15 protein-coding genes and 2 pseudogenes are annotated in these 21,813 nt (G+C 64.3%); 14 read left to right on the top strand and 3 right to left on the bottom strand.

Annotated features, from left to right (window positions below; genetic code table 11):
• The first annotated feature begins 430 nt into the window (after positions 1 to 430).
• Both B9Z01_RS36015 and B9Z01_RS35380 read left to right on the top strand, forming a co-directional pair.
• A complete protein-coding gene (locus B9Z01_RS36015) occupies positions 431 to 1,189 on the top strand; it encodes a hypothetical protein (protein WP_244195898.1) in 759 nt (252 codons plus the stop codon).
• 27 nt (positions 1,190 to 1,216) lie between these two features.
• Positions 1,217 to 1,702 carry a hypothetical protein gene (locus tag B9Z01_RS35380; protein WP_167387404.1) on the top strand — a complete coding sequence of 162 codons (486 nt, stop codon included), beginning with the start codon at positions 1,217 to 1,219 and terminating at the stop codon, positions 1,700 to 1,702.
• A 141-nt stretch (positions 1,703 to 1,843) separates the two neighbouring features.
• Here the strand turns inward: B9Z01_RS35380 and B9Z01_RS34575 are convergent.
• Together B9Z01_RS34575 and B9Z01_RS36010 are read right to left on the bottom strand one after the other, a co-directional pair.
• Positions 1,844 to 2,179: pseudogene (locus B9Z01_RS34575) on the bottom strand (FAD-dependent oxidoreductase); the annotation flags it as partial.
• A gap of 450 nt (positions 2,180 to 2,629) precedes the next feature.
• Positions 2,630 to 2,770, bottom strand: a pseudogene (locus B9Z01_RS36010) (IS5/IS1182 family transposase); the annotation flags it as partial.
• A 472-nt stretch (positions 2,771 to 3,242) separates the two neighbouring features.
• On the opposite strand from B9Z01_RS36010, the gene B9Z01_RS01505 reads away from it, so the two are divergent.
• Entirely contained in the window at positions 3,243 to 3,818 is a 576-nt protein-coding gene (locus tag B9Z01_RS01505; protein ID WP_085480491.1) for a recombinase family protein, read from the top strand.
• Between the two features lie 76 nt (positions 3,819 to 3,894).
• On the opposite strand, the gene B9Z01_RS01500 is transcribed toward B9Z01_RS01505, so the two are convergent.
• Entirely contained in the window at positions 3,895 to 4,482 is a 588-nt protein-coding gene (locus B9Z01_RS01500; protein WP_085480490.1) for a recombinase family protein, read from the bottom strand.
• Positions 4,483 to 4,776: 294 nt separating this feature from the next.
• Between B9Z01_RS01500 and B9Z01_RS01495 the strand changes: the two genes are divergently transcribed.
• The 11 genes from B9Z01_RS01495 (at position 4,777) to glmS (ending at position 21,807) form a co-directional block, all read left to right on the top strand.
• Positions 4,777 to 6,012, top strand: coding sequence for an EAL domain-containing protein (locus B9Z01_RS01495; RefSeq protein WP_085480489.1), 1,236 nt, complete (start codon positions 4,777 to 4,779; stop codon positions 6,010 to 6,012).
• A gap of 171 nt (positions 6,013 to 6,183) precedes the next feature.
• Positions 6,184 to 7,446 carry a nucleotide sugar dehydrogenase gene (locus B9Z01_RS01490; RefSeq protein WP_085481143.1) on the top strand — a complete coding sequence of 421 codons (1,263 nt, stop codon included), beginning with the start codon at positions 6,184 to 6,186 and terminating at the stop codon, positions 7,444 to 7,446.
• 32 nt (positions 7,447 to 7,478) lie between these two features.
• The gene (locus B9Z01_RS01485; protein ID WP_143808762.1) at positions 7,479 to 9,962 is read left to right on the top strand and encodes a tetratricopeptide repeat protein; all 2,484 of its coding nucleotides are present in this window, start codon (positions 7,479 to 7,481) and stop codon (positions 9,960 to 9,962) included.
• 134 nt (positions 9,963 to 10,096) lie between these two features.
• Complete coding sequence (locus B9Z01_RS01480; RefSeq protein ID WP_085480487.1) at positions 10,097 to 12,358, top strand: glycosyltransferase; 2,262 nt, start codon at positions 10,097 to 10,099, stop codon at positions 12,356 to 12,358.
• A gap of 80 nt (positions 12,359 to 12,438) precedes the next feature.
• Entirely contained in the window at positions 12,439 to 13,470 is a 1,032-nt protein-coding gene (locus tag B9Z01_RS01475) for a polysaccharide biosynthesis/export family protein (protein ID WP_167387414.1), read from the top strand.
• Positions 13,471 to 13,479: 9 nt separating this feature from the next.
• Positions 13,480 to 14,823 carry an ABC transporter permease gene (locus B9Z01_RS01470; RefSeq protein ID WP_085480485.1) on the top strand — a complete coding sequence of 448 codons (1,344 nt, stop codon included), beginning with the start codon at positions 13,480 to 13,482 and terminating at the stop codon, positions 14,821 to 14,823.
• Positions 14,824 to 14,830: 7 nt separating this feature from the next.
• On the top strand, positions 14,831 to 15,559 hold the full coding sequence (locus B9Z01_RS01465; protein ID WP_085480484.1) for a P-loop NTPase family protein: 729 nt from the start codon (positions 14,831 to 14,833) through the stop codon (positions 15,557 to 15,559).
• A complete protein-coding gene (locus B9Z01_RS01460) occupies positions 15,519 to 16,703 on the top strand; it encodes a KpsE/RkpR family capsule polysaccharide export protein (protein ID WP_244195897.1) in 1,185 nt (394 codons plus the stop codon). Before B9Z01_RS01465 ends, B9Z01_RS01460 begins: the two co-directional genes overlap by 41 nt.
• On the top strand, positions 16,696 to 18,759 hold the full coding sequence (locus B9Z01_RS01455) for a tetratricopeptide repeat protein (RefSeq protein WP_085480483.1): 2,064 nt from the start codon (positions 16,696 to 16,698) through the stop codon (positions 18,757 to 18,759). Before B9Z01_RS01460 ends, B9Z01_RS01455 begins: the two co-directional genes overlap by 8 nt.
• A gap of 27 nt (positions 18,760 to 18,786) precedes the next feature.
• Positions 18,787 to 19,878 (top strand): SDR family oxidoreductase, encoded by a 1,092-nt coding sequence (locus tag B9Z01_RS01450; protein WP_085480482.1) that lies wholly within the window; start codon positions 18,787 to 18,789, stop codon positions 19,876 to 19,878.
• A 111-nt stretch (positions 19,879 to 19,989) separates the two neighbouring features.
• A complete protein-coding gene (gene glmS, locus B9Z01_RS01445) occupies positions 19,990 to 21,807 on the top strand; it encodes a glutamine--fructose-6-phosphate transaminase (isomerizing) (RefSeq protein ID WP_085480481.1) in 1,818 nt (605 codons plus the stop codon).
• Positions 21,808 to 21,813: the final 6 nt, after the last annotated feature.

The following is a 21,813-nucleotide window of genomic DNA, read 5'->3' as shown; positions in this document are numbered from 1 at the left end:
GCTGCGCGTTGCTCGCGTCGAGTCCGCTTGTACGCAGCGCGGTGACGGGCACTAAGTACAGCGAAGGGATTTTCGATGCGGACACAGACTTGACCGCATACGTGGCCGAGCTTCGTATGTAGGTGGATTCGGTCAAGCAGGGCGACATGCAGGGTCTGGAATCGATGCTTGTGTCGTGGGCGAACACGCTCGACATGATCCGACCACCTGGCGCGCAAGGCCGCTTACTCCGAGTACCTGAACCAGATGCACACGCATTTGTCGCTTGCATTGAAAGCGCAGGCGCAATGCCGCGCTCTTTATCAAGAAATCAAACGCACCTCTATGCCCTATTTGGGCCGTCGCCCATGTACGGATAAGCCGGAGCACGGTATTTATTCTGATCGCTGCCGATCCGGGCAGCGGCTTCAGATAGATCGTCGACACACCTATGTCCTTGTCCGTATTTGAAATGTGCTCCGTGGAACTGTGCTGTCAGAGACCACTGGGCGCCCGTTATGTTATCTGCGATGAACAGCACTACAAGGTGTGCCTGAGAAAGGCCGCCGACCTCGGGAAGGCCAGAGCAGATACCCGGGAATTTCTCGGTATTGCCGGACTGAACCGTCGCGAGTGGGAGAAGGACGGGAATCTGGTCAGGAGTATCCAGAAGCGTGGCTGGCTGTGGTTGCTTGGTGTTCGGGACCGCAACCCCGACACCGACGGCTGGTGGGTCATCAATGCGCTTCTCGCCGAGGTGCGCCGGGGCTCCCTGCTTGCCATCAAAGGCCCTCGTGCTGACCTGTTTCCACGGTACGACAGCACGCCGTTGAGGAGTCTCGCGGCGAGATCCGTCCGGTACGATCCGGCCACCTGGCAAGCCCAACTGAGCGCCGCACGCGCGGCCATGTCTGGCGGCAGCCGTGGCCGCGACCAAGCCGACGATAGGAACACCTCAATCCCGCTCGGCGGCGCGCAGCCGTTCGAGTACAGGGAGGATCTGCCGGATAGCGATGCGATGGAACTGGCAGGCAGCGAAGGAAGGCCACGCAACAATTTCGCGCAGAACAAACAGACCAATGACGTTGCCAGAATTTTGCGCCTGACTCCCGATCAGGCCCAACAGCTTCATTATGAGCTTGGCAGTGAGCCTCCAATGGGATTTCACGAGATCATGGAACGGGCCAGAGACATGTTCAATCTGCGGTGACGCCAGACAGTTCGAGGGAAATTTTCTATGGATAACAATCAAAGAGAAATTGAGCGGCGCTTGTCGGTACTTCAAGGCTTGGAGTGGAGCGGCGTCAGTCGTGCAGCGGATATGCTTACCCTGGGTTTTGGTCCGAAGCACGAAGCGAAGAACTTTTATGGTGTACCCAGGCAGGTCAGTGCATGGGCTCTGCATATTCAGTGCGCCTGGACGCTGAGTGAGGCGGGAAAAATCATCGCAACTGAGGAGTCTATCGGGGGTTCCGACGAGGAAGCAAACGCATTCGCACTGCGTCTGCGGCAACTGTTGGCCCGGAATGCACCCGTCATCGTCGAAAGCATATCGGCCAGCCCGGACTGCGGTCTGGTCGTTTCTTTGTCGCAAGCGTTCCGTTTGATCGTAGCGCCAGACGTAACATCGGATGACGAGAACTGGCGGTTCTTCGAGTCGAAACGCGATGCGAAACATTTGGTGATAGAGGGCGGGACTGTTGCTCCTGAATCGTTCGATTGAAACGTAAAAGCCGACTCGCGAGAGTCGGCTTTTTTGTGCCCGTCTTTCCGTGCTGTGTCCGTTCGCGCTGCGATGTGCCAATCGTTGACGCGCGGACAGACCGGACAACGCCAGTTCCTTGTTCGCGACCGTAAGTGGCCGTAAGTTCGTGGAACAGGACCCGAAGGCCACGACAAACATATCGACGTGAATGGGCTTCGTCCCATGTCGAACACCGGCGACGTTGCCGCCTTCGACAACGAGTCCGTCGACCTGGGTGTTGTAGCGGAAATTGACGCCGATCTGTCCGGCCAGCGCGGCGAGCCGGGTCGTGAATAGCTGGTAGTCACCGGTTTCATCGCCCGGCAAGTGCAATCCGCCCGTCAGCTTATGCGAGGTGGCTGCCAATGCCGGCTCAACTCGCGCGAGTTCGGCCGCGGTGAGCAATTCGTGGGGGACGTTGGCCTCCTTGAGTACCGCAATATCCTTCCCGGCGCCAGCGTACACCGCGTTGTGCCTGACCGTGCCTTCGTCGAGGATCTTCACTTCAAGCCGCGGCGCCTGGAATCGCCCATTGGCAACTCAACCCGTTTTACGGCTCGATCAAATATACGGGTTAGACAACTTTAGGGCTAATCTGAAACAAAATGTAAATTGACAATTGGCCATTCGGCGAAGAGGAAAAGGTATTTTCCCCATAAAAAATAATGAGATAAGATGCTTTCGTCTGAAGAAATGGTGATATGTTTCAGAGATATTTGTCACCATATGAAAGGGATTGGTGTGACTAAAGAAAGCAATTTGTGTTAAAAATTCATTTAATTTCGGGTAAATCGAAATCATTCTGATTCATATCGCATCGATACGGGGATCTTCTGCACAAAACCGGATCGGATGTACCTGATCGTCGAACAGGGAATTGAATGGACCACACCGCTAACCTATCAGCCCCGGCTTCATCGCCATATGCCGGTTCATGCCGGCTTGGACGTCCGGGCGCTTGTGCGCGCGCTGTTAGCCGGAATCGCCAGACGCGTTGGTTTCTTCCGCATGGAGCAGACTGCTGGCTTCGAGCATGTCGCTGACGTTGACGGGCCGAGCCACGGATACGGGAAGTGGATGCACCATCGCCTCGGCCGTCGAGGTGCCCACGGGCGACGATGATGGCGATGATGGCGAATCACATCGCAATCGTCCATTTTCCTGTCGGAATCAGGCGTCGTAAATCGCATGTCGTAAATCGCATTCCCTGGCAATCCTGTTTTAACCAATGTGGTCGAGTTCGGGCTCCGGACGGGCAGGGGCGCTGGCAAAACCGCATTCCCCGCGGCTCGCGTGTATCACAGGCGCATTTGTCGCTCCCGGTTGGATATCGGATTGTCTCGCCGTCGGCATTTCGGCAGGCATTGACGATTTATTCGTCGGGGTGGTGATCGCCTTGATGAAACACGGATATCGGTTCACGACTCTCTATAAGAGGCGTCGTTGAAGTCATGTGCATTGATTTACCAAGAATTTATGACCAGCGGCGTATCTGGTTTGCCGGGTAAGTAGAGAAAGCATGAAAATCGGCTACGCGAGAGTTTCTACTGATGACCAGAATCTCGATCTTCAACTTGAGGCGTTGAAAGTCGCGGGGTGCGGCCAGATTTTCACCGATCACGGTGTTTCTGGCAGCACGTTTTCCCGGCCCGGACTCGACGATGTCCTCCGCACGCTCAAGGCGGGTGACACACTTGTCGTCTGGCGGCTGGACCGGCTCGGTCGTTCGATCCAGAAGTTAATCGAACTGGTGGAGATGTTGGGAAAGAGAGAGATTCAGTTCGTGTCGATCACCGAGTGCATCGATACGACGTCCGCGGGCGGCACATTGCTCTTCCATATCATGGCGGCGCTCGCGCAGTTCGAGCGGTCCCTGATCGGCGAGCGCACGCGCGCGGGCATGCTGGCAGCCAAGGCTCGCGGCAAGCACGTCGGCAGACGTCGTGCGATGACGGAGGCGGAGTGCGTTCGCGCTCATCAGTTGCTTGCCGCGCAGTCCACGATGGTTGTCGCCCAGCAGTTCGATATCCATCCAAAAACCTTGCTCCGCAGCTTGCGGCGACACGGACTCGTTGTGGAGAAGCAGCCCGGCTAGCCTGGCCAGTCTGGTTTCGCAGCCGCCTTTGACGTGCCCGGAGCGCGGGGCCGGCCGGCCCCGCGGGCGCCCGGAATCAGCGTGGCTGGTTGCGTGTTTGCGGAGAATGAGCCTTCTCCGACTGCTGTTTCGCGCGGCGAATCGTGCGTGGATGAACCTTGAATTTCGTCGCGACATCGGTGAGGGTGGAACTCTCGAGTAGCTCGACGGCGGTGGCCTTCTGTTCCGGCGTCAGGCTGGGGCGCCGGCCCAGGTGGCATCCCCTGTCGCGCGCAGCCAGCATTCCAGCGCGGGTGCGTTCGCCGATCAAGGACCGCTCGAATTGCGCGAGCGCCGCAAGCATATGAAAGACCAGCACGCCGCTGGACGACGTCGTGTCGATCGCCTCCGTTAGCGATTGAAACTGTATTCCCTTCGCATTGAGACCCTCGATCAGCTCGAGGAGTCGTCGCAGGGAACGCCCCAGCCTGTCCAGTCTCCACACGACGAGAACATCCCCGGCACGAAGTTGCTCCAGCATCGATGCGAGGCCCGGCCGCGAAAAGCTGGCGCCCGAGACACCGTGATCCTCAAAAAGTTTGCGACATCCGGCTGACCGCAATGCGCGGGTCTGTAGATCCAGGTTCTGTTCATCCGTTGAGACACGGGCATAACCGATTTTCATGACATTTACCTCCGTGGTTTGTTTGTTTTTACCCCCGGATAGCGAATCACCCGTTTAGCATTTTTTATTGAATAAACGAAAGAAATCTGAATATAAAAGTCTGGACATAACGGGTCCTTTGTGTCACGATCAAGCATAGTCGATAGCCGTTAAAAATTCATCGGGTAAATCATGATCCTCCTCTCGGGATTTACGGAAAAAATACCTGGAGCGAAAGGGACCCCTTTTGTCCCTTTTGCTCCTTTAGTCCTTTTCCCCCTGTTATGTCGTTGCGTTTAATAAAGGCGCAGCGACATGACGTTCGAAGAGCAATTTCTGCAGTCGGTGCGGCCAGTGGCCAATCTGCCCGACCGGCCCGATCCGGCCGGTGCGCTGTGCATCGTTGCGTCGATTGAGAACCTGCCGGAGATTGATCGCGCGTGGGGTTCGCGGTCCGCGCTCGCTGTGCGGCACGTCGTTCTCGAGCGCGCACGCGCGCTGTGCCGGTCGGTGCCGGGCATTGCGGTGCTGAGCGGCGATCTGATCCTGTTCGTTTTCGATTCGCCGCTCGGCGGTCTGCCAGCAGCGACGTCGGGCTCAACCCAGATCGGGTTCCTGCTGGACCGTATTCTTGGCGATCTCGCTGACCAGCCGGTCGAGATCGCGGGGGACGTCGTATTCGTGGCGCTTTCCCTGTCGGTCGTCGAGCAGAAGGAGCGCGCATTCGATATCGCGATCGCTGACGCCGGCTCCAGCGTTGCCCGGCTCGGGCAGGAAGAGCAGTGCTGGCGCGACCGTTTTTTCTCCGACATGAAGGCAGCCGGGCGCCTGTTCTCGGACGACGGTCTCGATTGCCGGGACTTCGACGCGGAACTGGTTTGCACGCTGCGCAATGCGGAAGTCATCCGTTATTACGAGATGGTGCCGTTCTGGATGTCGCACGGCGTGCGCAGGCCGGTGGCCGAGATGGTGGCGCCGCTCGAGCGGCTCGGTCTCATTCGCAGGCTGGACCGCTGGGCCGTCGAAGCGACCGTCTGCGCGCTGCAATTGAATCCGGGCCTTTCGCTAGGCTGCAACGTGACATCGCGAAGCGCTTCGCTCGATGTCTGGTGGACGTTCATCCTCGCCGTGCTGGGTGAGCAGCGTGCTGTCGCGGAGCGGCTCGTGATCGAACTTTCGGGAGTCGCACCCCCGGTCGATCTGGACAGGGTGGGCGCATTCGTGCGCAGGCTTCAGGCTCTCGGCTGTCAGGTCGCACTCGATAACGTAGGGGGCGGCGGCAGCAGCGTCGAAGCGCTGGCGTGGCTGGGTGCCGATATCGTCAAGATCGATGCAGGCTGCCTGCGCGAGGCGCGAGGAAGCGACCGCGCCAGCGACTTCCTGCGCAACCTCGTCACGCTGGCGCGTGGCGCCGGCGCCGACGTTGTGATCATGGGTGTCGAAAACGAAGCAGACCTGGAGATCGTGGAGTTCGCTGGCGCGACGCACATCCAGGGACCCTGTTTTCCGAAAGACGCCCTTGCAGATATAAACATCAATAGTCCTCACTAATACCGAATTTCGGTTTGGCTGGAAATCGTTACGCCCAGGTCTGGTCTTGCGGCTGGTCCTCGGGCTCATTTGTCTGGGTCGAAGCGTTCGTACCCGCGAACCGTGCATCGGTTCGTGGGGCGGCGATATGCGACGTTTAATAAGGGGAATTGTGTGACGACGAAGATTGCGGTGTGTGGCCTGGGCTATGTTGGTCTGCCCGTGGCAGTGGCGCTAGCGCGCCATTTTGATGTGACCGGATTCGATGTTGACGCGAGGCGGATCGAGAACCTGCGCGACGGCGAGGACTGGACCGGCGAAGTCGAGCCGCACGTGCTGCGGGACTCGACGCTGCGTTTTAGCAGCAAGGTCGAGGACCTGGCCGAGGCGAATTTCTTCGTGGTCGCGGTCCCCACGCCTGTCGACGAAAAGTGCAGTCCTGACTTTTCGTTGCTGCAAAGCGCTTGCCGGCTGATTGGCCCGGTCCTGAAGCCGGGCAGCATCGTGGTGTTCGAGTCGACCGTCCATCCGGGCGCGACCGAAGACATCTGCGGTCCGGAGCTGGAAAAGAGCTCGGGCCTGCGCTGCGGCATCGACTTCAAGCTCGGTTACAGCCCCGAGCGGATCAATCCGGGCGACCGCGAACATCCGCTCGAAAAGATCGTCAAGATCGTTTCGGGGCAGGACGAGGAAGCGCTCGATGCGATCGCGGCCGTCTACGAAAAGATCATCGACGCGGGCGTGTTCCGCGCTTCGTCGATCAAGGTGGCCGAGGCAGCCAAGGTTATCGAGAACACGCAGCGCGACATCAACATCGCGCTCATGAATGAAGTCTCGAAGATCTGCGATCTGGTCGGCATCCGCTCGTCCGAAGTGCTGGAAGCCGCGGGCACGAAGTGGAACTTCCTGCGCTTCACGCCGGGTCTCGTCGGCGGTCATTGCATCGGCGTCGATCCCTACTATCTGACCTCCAAGGCGCAGGAACTCGGCTACCACCCCGAAATGATCCTGGCGGGCCGCCGCATCAACGACGGCATGGCCGACTATGTCGCCGGTCGTCTCGTGCAGGTGATCGCGAGCCGCCACCGGCTCAGGGAGAACACCCGCGTCGGCATTCTCGGCATCACGTTCAAGGAAAACGTGCCCGACATCCGTAACTCGAAGGTCGTCGACCTCTACGAAGCGCTCACGCGCTATGGCATGTCGCCGATCGTGTACGACCCGATGGCCGATGCCGAACAGGTGCACGAAGAGTACGGCATCGAGCTCGCGAGCCGCGACGAACTCAACGCGCTCGACGTACTCGTGTTCGCCGTGCCGCACCGCGAAATCATGGAAACGATCGAGGACGATCTGCCCGGGATGATCACCGACGGCGGGATCGTCTGCGACCTGAAGTCGTCGCTCGACGGCAAGCGGATCAGCCAGAACAAGCTCACCTACTGGGCGCTTTAAGCGGCAGTGCAGACGATATCTGAACGACCATCATGACTCTCTTTACCATTGCGCCTGTCGGTACTTGCCGTATCCATACGCCGCTGCGCCGGGGCGCCGGACGTTACCCGGTGCTCCCGGTGCTGGCCCGCAACTATGGGTTCGTGCATACGAGTACCGAAGCGCTTCAGCAGTTGCAGTTCATGTTCGGCAAGAAGGACATTCCCGCCGACGTGCGCACGCTAACGTTTCGTCCCGGCTCGGCCGAAAGCTTCGAGAAGAAGCCGTGGCCCGGCGCGGATCTCTATCTGGTGGAGATCTCCTCGCGAAAGCTGTTGAGCGTCGACGATCATCCGATCCAGATGAACTATATGGTGCGTCATTTCGGCGACTTCTTCGCCGACAAGAAACGCACGCGCCAGTTCTGGTCGATGGCGAGCCCGAGTCGCATGGCCGAGCGCCGCGAATGGCTCGAGCAGGATTTCGCGTTCCAGCGCCTGGCGCAGGCCGACCGTGATCTGCTCGCGCGGATCCAGCGGCGCGATCTCAAGGACGCGGAAATCGCCGCCGAAATGGAGCAGATCGCCGCGATGGTCGGCAAGGACCACCTGGCGTTCGTCACGCACGTGAACGCGGATACGCCCGACAACATGCCGGTCGAGCAACGCCGCGAGCTCATCAACACGGTGGTCGCGATCGCGAAGCGCATGAACGTGCCGTGCTACGACCCGACGGCGCTCATGCGCAAGCTCGGTCAGGCCAACGCGATGGAAAACGGCGGCCTCGATCTGACGCACTACACCGATCTGTTCTCGGACCAGCTTTGCGAGGCCTGGTACACGGGATTTGTCGTGCCGCGGGTCGATACGTCGGAAATCCAGGCGCCCGGGAAGACCGAGGCCGTCCAGCACGAGGACACGGCCGAAAGTCTCGAGGCCGCATGGAACGCCGGACGCGTGCTCGAAGTGTCGCAGCGGCTGCACGCCATCCTGCGCCACGGTGAAGGCAGCCGTCAGCATCAGCTGCTGCTGGGTCGCGTGCAGTACGAGCTGGGCGACTTCGAAGGCGCGGCCGCGCAGTTCGAATCGTTCGGCGCGGAGCCGGAGTTCGACGAAAAGACGAACTTGCGGCTCACGCAGTGCTACTTCGAGACCGGGCGCTACGAGCAGGCGGCCCAGCTTGCCGCCGCGCTGATCGCCGACGAGCATGAGGCGCCGGCGGTGCTGCGCATCTGCGCGGAGTCGGCCAGCAAGCTGGGCGACACGGCAACGGCGTTGGCCACCTGGAAGCGCCTGTTCCGTGTCTCGACCGATACGGCCGACGCCTCGGTCGCCGCGACGGCGGTGATCCGTCTGCTCGAAGCCTCGGGCGACGCCGAGGGCACCATCCAGTGGGCCCACGAAGTGCGCGAGGTGCAGCCGGCTCATGCGCCGAGCTTCCTCGCGCTGTGGGACCGGGCGCTGGCGGCATCGGATCGCGCGGCGCTGCTGGAACTGGCGCGCGAGACCGTGGAGATGGGCGAGGCCGAGATTCTCGCGCTCGCGCAACGCACGGCCGAGCGTGGCTTCGCGACGCCGGCCGCGCTGCTCGTCGTGACCCAGGGTCTCACGCGCAACAACGGCAAGGAGAGCACCGAATGGATCGCTCGCCGCGCCACGGCCTGGCTCGACGAGGGCAACGCGGCGCTCACCGCGGGCGACATGCTGCAAGCGGCGGACAAGATCCAGGCACGCGCGCAGCTCAACGCGAACGGCAATGCGCTGATTCGCGCGAGGCGGCAGCTCGAACGCCAGATGCGTCAGGACGTGCGCGCGGCGCTCATCGCGCGGGAGTATGAGCGCGCGGCCGGCGTGCTCGCCATCGCCAGCCAGACGCTCACGACGTTCCCCGAGCTGGCGAGCTTCCGCATCCGCGTGGCGGAAGCGCTCGACGACATCGGCACCGCGCTGGTTTATCTGCGCGATGCGTCGCCGCTCGACGACATCGCGGAAGGCACGTGGATCAAGCTGGCGCGCATGGCGGTGCGCAGCGGCTACTACGGCGAGGCGATCGACGCCTACGCGCGGGTGCTGAACTCGCCTTCGAGCGATCCGGCCTTGCGCATCGAGGCGAAGCGCCAGATTCTCGGCCTGCGCAGCCGCGCCATCCGGCTCGCTCGCGAAGCGCACCGCGCGGGTGACTACGAACGCGCATGGGCACTCCTCGAACGTCTGCAGCAACTCGATCCGGACAACAAGGAAGTGTCGCAGGAGAAGAAGCGCGTGCTCGCGGGACTGCACGCGAAGGTGAAGTCGCTCGACGCAGCGAACGACGTGGACCGGCTCTCGCTTGGCGAGACGATCCTGCGCCTCGCACCCGAAGATGCGGTCGGGTTGAAGGCTGCGGCGACCGGGGCCATGCGCACGCATCGTTTCGACCAGGCGCTCAAGTACTGGCAGGCGCTGCGCACCCTCTCCGCGTCGCCGGAGTTGATCGACGGAAATATCCAGAAGTGCCGGATATTCATCGATCGCGCGAGGCGCAAGAAGGCCGCGTAACAGGCAAGCGAAGCGAGCGAAGCAGGCTGAGCGGCCGCTGACGGTTCACGGGCCGGGACACGAGTCCCGGCCCGTGGCGAGCGGTCGCAAACGTGGGTTGAGTGATTCCAGGAAATGACGGCTGGGTTTCGGTAATGGCTAAAGCAGCAAAAACAGGGGCGAACGAGAACACGCGCGCCGCGCAGGCCCGGCCAGGGCGAGCGCGAGCGCGGGTGAGCGGCGACGCGCCCGCGCCGGCAAAGCCGCGCGCGGCCGCGAAGCCCAAGGCGGCGAGGCCGAAGGTCGCGAAGGAGCCCAAGGCGGCGTTGCCGCTTCAGCGGGAGCAGGAGCAGCCGCAGCCGCCGCAGTCTAGCGAGCCGCCGTCGGCCGGCTTGCCGGCGTTGCACGAGGAACTGGCGCGCCTGCTCGCCGCGTGCACGACGCTGAGCAACGCGCGCATGCATCTGGCCGAGGTGGAGCGACTCGCGGCGCAGGCGCCGGACGACAAAACCGTGCGTATCGCGCTGCTCCAGGTGAAGGAGCGGACCGGGCTCAGTACGGGGTTGCTCGCGCAATGGGCCGACCTGCTGCGCGACTGTCCGGACGATCTCGTCGTGGCGCGGCACTACGCGACGCGTCTTCTGAAAGAGCGGCGCGTCGACGAGGCCATGGCGCTGGCGGACAGCCACTTTCCCGACCAGCCGGACGACCCGCGCAAGGTGCTGACGCGCGCGGAATTCCTCTCCGACATCAAGGCGCACGACGCGTCGGATGCGCTCTTCAGGCGGGTCATCGCGGAGCACGACCGGCGCGACCTGCGCGTGGCGTTTGCCAAGCGCCTCGCCAAACGCGGCATGGTCGCGGACGCGATCCAGGTCATCGAGCCCGTCGCGCACGAACTCGCGCCCGAGAGCAAGGGCGAGCAGCTCGTCGCGAAGATCATCGACGACTACACGTTCTACCGCCGCTTCGAATCCGCGGCCGATCTGACCGGGCAGGACATCAAGATCGTCGCGATGCGACAGGCCATCCTGCGCTTTCGCGAGCGCGTCGTGTCGCCACCGCCGCGTGGAAAACCCGCGTCGGTCGCGCTCGTGACGGGCAGCCTCGGGCCAGGCGGCGCGGAGCGGCAACTCACGCGGCTCGCCGTGCATCTGCAGCGTCTCGCGGCCGAGTCGGCCGAGGTGGCCGAGGCATGCGAAAACGCCGCGGGCCGCGACGTGCGCGCCGTGGAAGTGCTGGTCAAGCAGCACTCCGATCCCGCGCGCGTCGACCGGCCGCAGCGGCTCGACTTCTTTCTGGGCATGTTGCTCGACGCCGACGTCAAGGTCTCCGAAATCAATGCGATGCCCGCGATTTCGGCCGCGCACCAGGAGATTCACGACGCGGACCTGCTGCGCATGCTCGGCAACCTGCCGCCCCAGGTCCACTATGGCGTCACGCGGCTTGCCCCGTATCTGCGCGAGCGCGCGTTCGACGTCGTGAGCCTGTGGCAGGACGGCACCTGTCTTTTCGGCGCGCTGGCCGCGCTGCTGGCCGGCGTGCCGACGATTCATCTCGTGTTTCGCGGGCTGCCGCCGAATATCCGGCAGGAGCGCAATCGTCCGGAGTACGCGGTGTTCTATCGCGCCATCGCAGAGGTGCCCGGCATCGAATTCGTCAGCAACAGCATGACCGGCGCGCGCGAATACGCGCAGTGGCTGGGACTGCCGCTCGAGCGTTTTCGCATCCTCTACAACGGCGTGCCCGAAATGAACACGCTCGCCTCGGAGCAGGACGAGCACAAGTGGACGACGTTCGTCGAGCGCACGTCCGATGCGACCGAAACGATCGGCGGCGTGTTTCGCCTCGAGCCGGACAAGCGGCCGCTGCTGTGGATCAAGCTCGCGCATCGCTATCTGAAGCGGCGTCCTCTGGCGCGCTTTGTGATCGTCGGCGACGGCCGCTTCAGCGAAGAAGCCGAGGCGCTCGCGACCGAACTGGGGATCGCCGGCCGTCTGCTGCTCGTGGGGCTGTCGTCGCACGTGGGGTTCTGGTACTCGAAGATGGACGTCAAGGTGCTCCTGTCTCGCCACGAAGGCTTGCCGAACGTGCTGATCGAGGCGCAGTTGCTCGGCATCTGCACGGTGTCGACGCCCGCGGGCGGAGCGGGGGAGTGCTTCATAGACGGCGTAACCGGGCATCTGCTCGCGTGCGCGGAGAACCCCGACCTGAACGACGCCTGCGAGAAGATCGAGCACCTCGTGCTGAACGCGCAGGCCGACTCGACCGTGAGAGAACGGGCAACGCAGCGGGCCACCGAGCTTTTTTCGGTGGAAGCCATGCTCGAAACGTTCATGGGCTTGTGCCGGCGCGACGAGCCCGTCGACGAATCTCCCCGGCATGTGGAACAACTCGAAACTCTGGTGATGAATTGATGCGGTATCGGCTTGTTCGTATTCCTGACCGTCTGGTCATGGCTTTGGTTTTTTGCCTCTGCGGCGCTTTGCAGGGATGTGTGATTCCACGTAGCGGCCCGCTCCTGAGCGAGGTGCAGAACTCGCGCGACCGCAACGACATCGAACTGGTCAGCGTGACGCCGGCGCTCGCGCTCGCCTCGCGCGTGCCGGGCGACGCGAGCTTTCCGGCCAGCTTCCTTCAGGCGCCGCTGGTCGACTATGAAAAACTGGCACCCGGCGACGGCATCGGCATCACGCTGTGGGGGCAGGACGGCGTGGGCGTCTTCGCCAACGGCTCGGGCGGCATGACGGATCTCGGCGAGATGGTCATCGACGAAGCGGGCACGATCTACGTTCCGCAAGTGGGCCGTGTGCGCGCGCAAGGCTTGACGCCGGCCGGGCTGCGCGAGGCGATCGAGCGGCGCCTGAGCCGCGTGACCGTCGGGCTCGATGTCAGCGTGCGGCGCACGGACCGGCACGGGCAGACTGTGACGATCGAGGGCGATCTCGGCAAGCCCGGTGTGTATCCGATCGGGCCGGGCACGCAGCGCCTGAGCGGGCTTCTGAGTCAGGCCGCGCCGAGTCAGACGAACCCCGAGCAGCTCGCGATCACGGTACGGCGGCATGGCGAGAGCGTGTCCGTGCGCCTGTCCGATATCTATCGCAACAGCGCGGAGGATATTGCGTTGCGCGCCGGCGATTCCGTTGTCGTACACACCGTCATGGAGAGTCTGATCGTACTCGGCGCCGCGGGCACGCAATCGAGGGTCAAGCTCAGCAAGCGCAATTACACGGTGCTGGACGCGCTCGGCGATTCGCGCGGGGTCAGCGACGCGCTCGCCAACCCGAAGGCGGTGTTCCTGCTGCGCATCCAGCCGGATGCGGCGGCGAGCGCGGCCGACGCGCCGCCCGTCGTCTATCAGTTCGATTTCACGAAGCCCGAGCAGATGATGCTCGCCGGCAAGTTCTCGGTGCACGACGGCGACGCGGTTTATATCTCCGACGCACCGTTCACGCAGGTCCAGAAGGTTCTCTCGGCCTTCAGCGCGACGCTTGGCACTGCGCGCTCCGTGTCCAGCATATCGGAGTGAAGGCCGGGCATGAGCAATCAGGATCGGATCAGGAACTGGCGTGAGCGCCGGACGGCGCGGCATGCCGATGGCGAGACCGCGAACGCCGCGCCCGGGTTGCCCGGCGCCCGCGTCGACTGGCGCGCCTCGGACGAAGTCGGCGACGTACTGACCGGCGTGCTCGATGCGCTCGCCAGTGCGCCGCGCGAAAGCGTGGCCGGACGGCGACGCATCTACGATGCGCTCGAGAGCGAGCTCGATGCGGAACTCGCGCGCGACGGCGCGCCGCCCGAACGCGCGGATTTTCGCCGGCGCCAGCTACGCATGGTCGCGCGCTTGCTGGAAACCGATATCCGGGCGGGCATGGACGTGCTCACGGCGGGCTACGCACCGGCGACGCTCAGCGCCGACAACGCGCGTCTGCTCGACGGGCTCGAGCGCCGCGCACAGCAGCGCAGGCAGCAGGAAGCGCGCGAAGCGCGGCAGCTCGCCTCGCGCGAGGATGTCGCCTTCGAGATCGCGTTGCAGCCACAGGAGGCGCGCGAAGTCGCGTTGCTGCGCGAGCGGCTCGCCGCCATTCATGCGCGGCAGCACGGTGTGCAGCCGGGCACGCTGCAATCGCGGCTGGCGAGCATCCTGCCGTTGCTGCGGATCCAGCTGCACATTCTCCAGAACGAGAGCCGCATTGCGCTGCTGTGGTCCGTGGTCGGTCCCGCCGTGCTGCTGAGCCTGATTTCGTCGCTCTACTTCCTGATGGGCACGCACTACGTGCTCGGCATGGACGTGCCCACCTTCTCGTTGCTGGGCGCGACGACATGGATCATGTTCCGGCAGGCGGTGTTTCGCACGAGCACGAGCTACGTGTCGGCGCGCGGGCTCATCAACCTGGAGCCCGTCACGCCGCTCGCCGTGGCGCTCGTGCAGGGCAGCCTCTTCATCGCGATCTATCTCGGCGTCTACGCCATTCTGATCAGCGGCGGCCACGCCCTCGGGCTCATCACGCTGCCGGTGCGCTGGTCGGGGGCGATCGTCTACGTCGTGATGATGGGAGTCGCGGGCGTCTCGATGGGACTGATCTTTGGATGCATCGCGATCAGATGGCACTTCTTCCTGCGGTTCGCCCCCGTGATCGAGCGTGGCCTGGAGTTGTTCTCGTCGGTTTTTTTCGTCTCCGAGCAGGTGCCGGAGGCGTACCGGAAATACTTTCTGTGGTCGCCGTTCGCGCATGGCATGCAGTTGCTGAGGTCGTCCTATTTCGACAGTTACACGTCGCACGACGCGAGCCTCACCTATTTCGTCACGGCGCTGGTTTTCCTCGGCGTGCTCGGCGTGGCCATGGAACGGCTCGCGCGACCCCACGTGCAACCGATGTGAGCGCGCCATGATTTCTTTGAATGGTGTCACGGACACACCCTACATCTTCGGCGCGCCGCAACCGCTGCTTCAGGATGTCGACCTGTGCATTCCGCGCGGGCGCTATGCGCTGCTTTCGCGCCGGCCCGAGTTTCATCGGGCCATTGTCGACATCGTCGCGGGCCTGCGGCCGCCGCGCGAAGGCTTCGTCGAGCACAAAAGGCTGGTTTCGTGGCCGCTCGGGCGGCAAGGCTTCGTGCGCGGCAAGCCCACCGGCCTGCGCATGATCGAGTTCGTCTGCGCGCTCTACGGCATGGAGTCCACGCCCTGCGTCGAGCTGGTGTCGGACCTGCTGACGAGCCCCGAGTATCTGCCGCGGTCCATGGAGCACTGGCCGCTCTACGTACGCCAGGAATTTTCCTTTGCGCTTGCGCTCGTGCCGGATTTCGACGTGTACGTCGTCGAAGGAACGATCCCGTTCGAGGAGTGCCGCTTCACGAATCTGTGGCTCGCGCTGTTCGAAGAGCGGCTGGTGGGACGCACGCTGATTCTTTCAACCTACCGTCATCAGCAAATGATGGATTACTGCACCAAAGGTTTGGTCTATGAGCAATACGGCCTTCGGATCGACGACGACCTCGGAGAATGCATCCGCCGCTTCCCGCCCCGGCGATCTCGCAGCGAGTCAGGAACGCCGGGCGAGTCAGGCGAAGACAATGTCGTCGACATCGGCGCGGGAGACCAGTTCGGCATCTAGTGCGGAGCTGCCGATCGCGCAGCGCGCGAAGGCGCGCGAGGAGGCATTGCGGGCGCGCCGCCGCCGGCGCCTCGTCACGATCGGCCTCGTGTTCGTGCCGGTGGTGCTGACGGCGCTCTACGCGCTCGTCCTCGCCGCGCCGCGCTATGGCGCCGAAGCGCGCTTCTCGGTGCGCTCGAGCGCGTCCCCGGCGACGGCGCAGAGTTCGACGAGCCTGCTGTCGAGCGGCAACAGCGCGGCGGGCGGCTTCGTCGATGGCTGGGCCGTCGCCGACTTCATCCGCTCGCGCGACGGCATGCGCCAGCTCGACAGCAAGATAGGACTGCGAAAGTACCTCGCCTACACCGACCTGGATCCGGTGAACCGGCTGTCGCCAGAAGCCAGCGAGGACCAGCTTTATCGCGCCTATCTCGACGCGATCGATGTGTCGTACAACATGATCGAGCAGATCAACGTGCTGCGCGTGAGCGCCTTCTCGCCGGCAGACGCGCGAACGATCTCCGACGCGCTGATCGGGCTCGCCCAGCAATTCGTCAACACCATGGATGAGAAGGGCATTGCCGATACGCTCAAGGTCAGCAGGGAGGCCGTCACGCGCGCCGAGAAGGACGCCATCGATGCGCGTGGCGCGCTTGCCGACTGGCGCGTGCGCAACGGCAACATCGACCCCCAGGCGGAAGCCGGCATGCTGCTGAATCTCTCCGCGCAGCTGGAGTCCGAGCTCAACACGGCGAAGATCAATCTCGACAAGGTTCGCGCGCTGAACAATCCCAATCATCCGATGCTGCAGCCGGCACAGATGCAGGTGAGCGCGCTGCGCAAGCAGCTCGACAACGTGCGCGCGCGCATGAGCGGAAAGGGCAATACCGAGGCGAGCCGGCTGAAGTCCTATCAGGCGCTGCTGAATGCGCAGACCTTCGCGGACCAGAATCTCGCTTCGGCACGGCAGAACTATCAGCAGGCGTTCACTGACACCCTGCGGCTGCAACGCTATCTCAGCGTGATCGCGCGCCCGGTTCCCGAGGCGCAGCCTGGGAGTCCCAACGTTAGCCTGTTGTTGATCGAGGCGCTCGCAGTGGGGTTCGTCTTCGCATTGGCCGTGCGCATGGCCGAGGCGCTGTACCGGGAGTTCCGCCATGGCTGAGCCATCGGCCGAACGCGGCGCGCGCGCCGGCGCCCTCACGCCGCTCGATGCCGCGAAGCGGGCAATCCGGGCCGAAAGCTGGGCAACCGGCCTCGCGCAGCTCGATGAGATCGAGCGCGGCGGCGGCGCGCTCGACGCCAATGCGCAGGTCCTGAGGGCGATCGCGCTGATTCGTTCGAAGGGCTTCGCGGCCGGCATCGACGGGCTCGACGCGCAGCGCATCCGCGACGCGCAGGGGCGCGCCGATTTGCGCCGTCTCGTGGTCGCTCCGCTCGTCAAGTCCGGCGCGCTGGCCGAGGCGGCGCGCGTGCTCGACCTGCTGGTGCGGGCTTATCCCGAGAGCGCCGACGACCGGCGCAGCTACGCGAGCGTGCTCGCGCGGCTCAAGCGCTGGAGCGAGGCGATCGCTCATGTCGACGAAGCCGCGCGCGCCGCGCCCGGCGACGTCTCGCTGCTGGCCACGCGCATTCAATTGCGCACGCAGGCCGGCGAGACGGCCGCGGCCGCGCAACTGGCGCGTGAGTCGCCCGGCGCCGCGACGCTGACCCCCGGCGACGCGCATGTCTGGATGACCGCGCTGCTGCGCGACGGCGATTACACCGGTGCGGCGAGCATCGCCGCCAAGATCGATGCGCCGAATCATCGCGTGGCGAGCGTCGCGGTGCAGGCGCTGCGCGGCAGCGGCCGGACCGGCGCGGCCATCTCCGTGGGGCGCAACGCGTTGCGTGCCGGACACGATAGCGCTGCGCTGCGCTCACAGCTCGCCCAGGCGTATCTCGCGCGCGGCACGCACGACGATCGTCTGGTCGCGGCGCTCGAACACCTCGCTGCGGGCGTGCGGTTGGCGCCGGACGATCTGCGGCTCAATTCGCTTTATGGCGAGACGTTGTTGCGCGCCGGGCGCTTTGCGCAGTCGGTGCCGTTTCTGGAGAAGAGCGCCGGGCTCGCGCCGGGGCTCGAGCACGTGCGCGCGATGTACGCCCGCGCATTGCGTCATTCCGGCAATCACGCGGCGTCGGCCGAGCAATATCTGCAGCTGGCCCGCTCGAACGAGGAGCACGCGCGCTGGCAGCGCGCGGCGGCGGGTGCGCTGACCCAGGCCGGCCGCGTGGAGGAAGCGGCTAGCTTGTTCGACGCGTTCATTCGCCGCCGCTCGGCCGGCTTGCCCGCCACGTTCGAGCAGGCGCTCGCGCGCGTCGATGCCGCGGCCGGCACGGTGACGGTGCCGCGGGCGCGGCTGGACTGGGCGTGGGCGCTGCGCGACGAGGCCGGCGAAGCCGGGGCGATGACGCGCGAGCAATGGGAGCGCGCGGCGCAATGGGGTTATCTCGTCGATCATCTGCTGCTCGACTGGCTCGAATGCCGTGAGGACCGCGCGGAAGAGGCCATGGATCTGCTCGCGAACCTCGACGAGGCCGACCAGTTCTTCGAACCCTTGCGCGAGACCGGAGGCGGCTTCGTGGTCGCCACGGCTCACGTGGGGCCGATGTACGGCGGGCTGATGGCGCTCGATCTGCTCGACATCCCGGCGCGCTGGATCGCCTCGACGCCGGGCATCAGCCGCAGCCACTACGCGCGCTCGCTGATCTCGACGGGCGACAAGACCGAGGTCCAGGTGGTGAAGGCGAGCCTCAAGGCGCTGCAGGAGGGGCATGCCGTGTGCCTCGCGGTGGACGGAGCGCTCAATCCGGCGGCCGCGCGCGTGCCGTTCGAAAACCAGGAGGTCACGTGGTCGAGCTTCGCCGCGCGCGCGTGTTACCGCCTCGGCCTGCCTTCGATTTTCTATGCCCCCAGATGGGAGCAGGGCCGCATTGCGCACACGCTCGAGCGGCTGCCCGAGCCGCACGAAGGGGAAACGCTCGAGGACTACGTCGTGCGATGGCAGCACGCGTGGCTCGCGCATTTGCGCGCCCATCTGGCCGGGCGGCCTGAAAACCTGCGCCTGAGCGGCGGGCTGTGGCGGCATGTCGTGGCCGCTGACCGTTCGGGCGCGGCGCCGCTGAGCGCACGCGCCGAATCCGGCAGCAATTCGTCATCAGTTGATCTGGTTACCTGAAGATTACGCAGAACGTGGAGATACACAATGAAACGGAATGAAACCGCAGTGAACGCCGACTTGCCGTCGTGGCTACAGGATGAAGCACAAAACGGACTGCGGACTTTGCTGCAGGAAAACCGGTTTTGCTGGCTCGTCACCGGGGCCGCGGGCTTTATCGGCTCCAACCTGGTCGAGACCTTGCTGTTGCTGGGGCAGGACGTGCGCGGCCTCGATAATTTCGCCACTGGCCATTGGCGCAATCTTCACGAAGTGCGCGAGCGGGTCGGCGACGCGGCCTGGAGCCGCTTCGCGTTCCACGAGGCCGACATTCGCGACGCGAACGCGTGCGCGAAGGCCGTCGCCGGTGTGGACTACGTGCTGCACCAGGCAGCGCTGGGCTCGGTGCCGCGCTCCGTGAAGGACCCGAAAACGACCAACGACGTCAACGTGTCCGGTTTTCTTTCGATGCTCGACGCCGCGCGCGTGGCGAACGTGCGGCGCTTCGTCTACGCAGCGTCGAGCTCGACCTATGGCGACGAGCCGAATCTGCCCAAGCGCGAGGAGCGCATCGGCAATCCGCTTTCGCCCTATGCCGTGACGAAACTCGTGAACGAGCTCTATGCGAGCGTCTATTCGCGCACCTACGGCTTCCATTCGATCGGCCTGCGCTACTTCAACGCATTTGGTCCGCGGCAAGACCCGGACGGCGCTTACGCCGCGGTGATTCCCAAATGGGTCGCGGCGATGCTGGCGGGCGACGACGTGCAGATCAACGGGGATGGCGAGACGAGCCGCGACTTCTGCTACGTGGGCAACGTCGTGCAGGCCAACCTGCGCGCCGCGCTGCTCGGGGAACTCGCCGCGAGCGAGGTCTACAACGTCGCGGTGGGCGGGCGCACCACGCTCAATGACCTGTTCTCGATCATTCAGGAAGGGCTCGCCACGCACGGCATTCACTACGGGAAGCAGCCGACCTACCAGCCGTTTCGCGCGGGCGACGTGCGCCATTCGCAAGCCGACGTGTCGAAGGCGGTTAAGGATCTGGGCTTCACCGGGCTCTTCGATCTTCGCCGGGGCATGACCGAAGCGCTCCCCTGGTACCTCGCATTCGTTGCGGGCGAGAAGGCGCCAGCCTGAATCGGCATGCCGCGTTAATCGAGAACGCAGCGAGAACGCAGCGAGAACACAGCGAAAACACAGTCAAGCATGGGCGTGAAGTCACGCCCAATACGGAAAGGGGAACAAGTCATGTGCGGCATTGTTGGCGCGGTTGCGCGAGAGAATATCGTTCCGGCGCTGGTCGAGGGTCTGCGGCGCCTTGAATATCGCGGTTACGATTCGTGCGGCGTGGCCGTGAATTCGGCGCGGGGCCTCGAGCGCATGCGCAGCATCGAGCGTGTGTCGCACCTCGATTCGCGGCTGCGCCGCGCGCGCCTCGAAAGCGCGAGCGGCATTGCCCATACGCGCTGGGCCACGCACGGCGCGCCGGCCATCCGCAACGCGCATCCGATGCTTTCCGGCGACGCGCTCGCGGTGGTCCACAACGGCATCATCGAGAACTATGAAGCGCTGCGGGACGAACTGTCCAATGCGGGTTACGCGTTCGTGTCGCAGACCGATACGGAAGTCATCGCCCACCTGATTCACAGCCTCTACGACGGCGATCTGTTCGCGGCGGTGCGCGAGGCCGTTCAACGCCTGCGCGGCGCCTACGCGATCGCCGTGGTTCACGAAGACACGCCGCACATCATTGTCGGCGCGCGCGAAGGGTCGCCACTGCTCATCGGCGCGGCCGAGGACGGCAATTTCATCGCCTCCGACGCTCTCGCGCTGACGGGCCGGGCCGACCGCTTCCTCTTTCTCGACGACGGTGACGTGTGCGAGCTGACGCGCGACACGATCCGCGTCGTGACGCGCAACGGCGAACCGGTCGAGCGCGAACCGCAGCGGATCAGCGTGGAGAACTCGGCGGTGGAGCTGGGAAGCTACCGGCACTACATGCAGAAGGAAATCTTCGAGCAGCCCGAGGTGGTGGCCGCGACCCTGCGTGGTGTCGAAGCCCTCACGCCCGAGCTGTTCGGCGACGCCGCGCCCGCGACGTTCGACGGCATCGACAGCGTCCAGATACTCGCGTGCGGCACGAGCTACTATGCGGGGCTCGTCGCGAAGTACTGGCTCGAGACGATCGCGAAGATCAAGACCGACGTCGAGATCGCGAGCGAGTATCGCTATCGCGAACCGGTGACGAGCCGGCGCGCGCTCGTCGTGACGATTTCGCAGTCGGGCGAGACGGCCGACACGCTGGCCGCGCTCAAGTACGCGCAGTCGCTCGGCCAGACACGCACGCTCACGGTCTGCAACGTCCCGTCGAGCGCGATGGTGCAGCTTTGCGGCACACGCTATCTGACCCGCGCGGGGCAGGAGGTCGGGGTGGCGTCCACCAAGGCGTTCACCGCGCAACTGGTGGCGCTCTTCATGCTGGCGGTGACGCTCGGGCGCGAGCGCGGTCATGTGACGGCGCTGCGCGAGTCGCAGTATCTGCAACAGCTGCACGGGCTCCCGCAGATGCTGACGTCGATGCTCGAGCTGGAGCCGCAGATCGTCGCGTGGGCAACCCGGCTGGCGGAGAAAGAGAACGCGCTGTTTCTCGGGCGCGGACTGCAATACCCCGTTGCGCTGGAAGGCGCGCTCAAGCTCAAGGAAATCTCCTACATCCACGCCGAGGCGTACCCGGCGGGCGAACTCAAGCATGGGCCCCTCGCACTCGTGACCGAAGCGATGCCCGTGATCGCGATCGTGCCGGACGACGCGATGCAGGAGAAGATGAAGTCGAACATCCAGGAGGTGCGGGCGCGTGGCGGCCAGGTTTACGTGCTGGCCGACAAGGACGCGCAGATCGCCAGCGAGGAAGGCATCCATGTGATTCGCATGCCCGCGCACTACGGGCCGCTTTCGCCCGTGCTGTACACGGTGCCGCTCCAGTTGCTCGCCTATCACACGGCGTGCACGCGCGGCGCCGATGTCGACAAGCCGAGGAACCTCGCGAAGTCGGTAACGGTCGAGTAGCTTGAC

It is taken from the genome of Paraburkholderia susongensis, assembly GCF_900177725.1.
GTDB lineage: Bacteria > Pseudomonadota > Gammaproteobacteria > Burkholderiales > Burkholderiaceae > Paraburkholderia > Paraburkholderia susongensis.
This window is presented reverse-complemented; position numbering and strand designations above follow the sequence as displayed.

What these genes read in the sequence shown, in the direction of transcription:
- B9Z01_RS35380 (WP_167387404.1), top strand. Translation starts at nt 1,217, where the DNA reads ATGGATAACAATCAAAGAGAAATTGAGCGGCGCTTGTCGGTACTTCAA.
- B9Z01_RS01470 (WP_085480485.1), top strand. Translation starts at nt 13,480, where the DNA reads ATGAGCAATCAGGATCGGATCAGGAACTGGCGTGAGCGCCGGACGGCG.
- glmS (WP_085480481.1), top strand. Translation starts at nt 19,990, where the DNA reads ATGTGCGGCATTGTTGGCGCGGTTGCGCGAGAGAATATCGTTCCGGCG.
- B9Z01_RS01480 (WP_085480487.1), top strand. Translation starts at nt 10,097, where the DNA reads ATGGCTAAAGCAGCAAAAACAGGGGCGAACGAGAACACGCGCGCCGCG.
- B9Z01_RS01460 (WP_244195897.1), top strand. Translation starts at nt 15,519, where the DNA reads ATGTCGTCGACATCGGCGCGGGAGACCAGTTCGGCATCTAGTGCGGAG.
- B9Z01_RS01455 (WP_085480483.1), top strand. Translation starts at nt 16,696, where the DNA reads ATGGCTGAGCCATCGGCCGAACGCGGCGCGCGCGCCGGCGCCCTCACG.
- B9Z01_RS01450 (WP_085480482.1), top strand. Translation starts at nt 18,787, where the DNA reads ATGAAACGGAATGAAACCGCAGTGAACGCCGACTTGCCGTCGTGGCTA.
- B9Z01_RS01500 (WP_085480490.1), bottom strand. Translation starts at nt 4,482, where the DNA reads ATGAAAATCGGTTATGCCCGTGTCTCAACGGATGAACAGAACCTGGAT.
- B9Z01_RS01485 (WP_143808762.1), top strand. Translation starts at nt 7,479, where the DNA reads ATGACTCTCTTTACCATTGCGCCTGTCGGTACTTGCCGTATCCATACG.
- B9Z01_RS01495 (WP_085480489.1), top strand. Translation starts at nt 4,777, where the DNA reads ATGACGTTCGAAGAGCAATTTCTGCAGTCGGTGCGGCCAGTGGCCAAT.
- B9Z01_RS36015 (WP_244195898.1), top strand. Translation starts at nt 431, where the DNA reads ATGTCCTTGTCCGTATTTGAAATGTGCTCCGTGGAACTGTGCTGTCAG.
- B9Z01_RS01505 (WP_085480491.1), top strand. Translation starts at nt 3,243, where the DNA reads ATGAAAATCGGCTACGCGAGAGTTTCTACTGATGACCAGAATCTCGAT.
- B9Z01_RS01465 (WP_085480484.1), top strand. Translation starts at nt 14,831, where the DNA reads ATGATTTCTTTGAATGGTGTCACGGACACACCCTACATCTTCGGCGCG.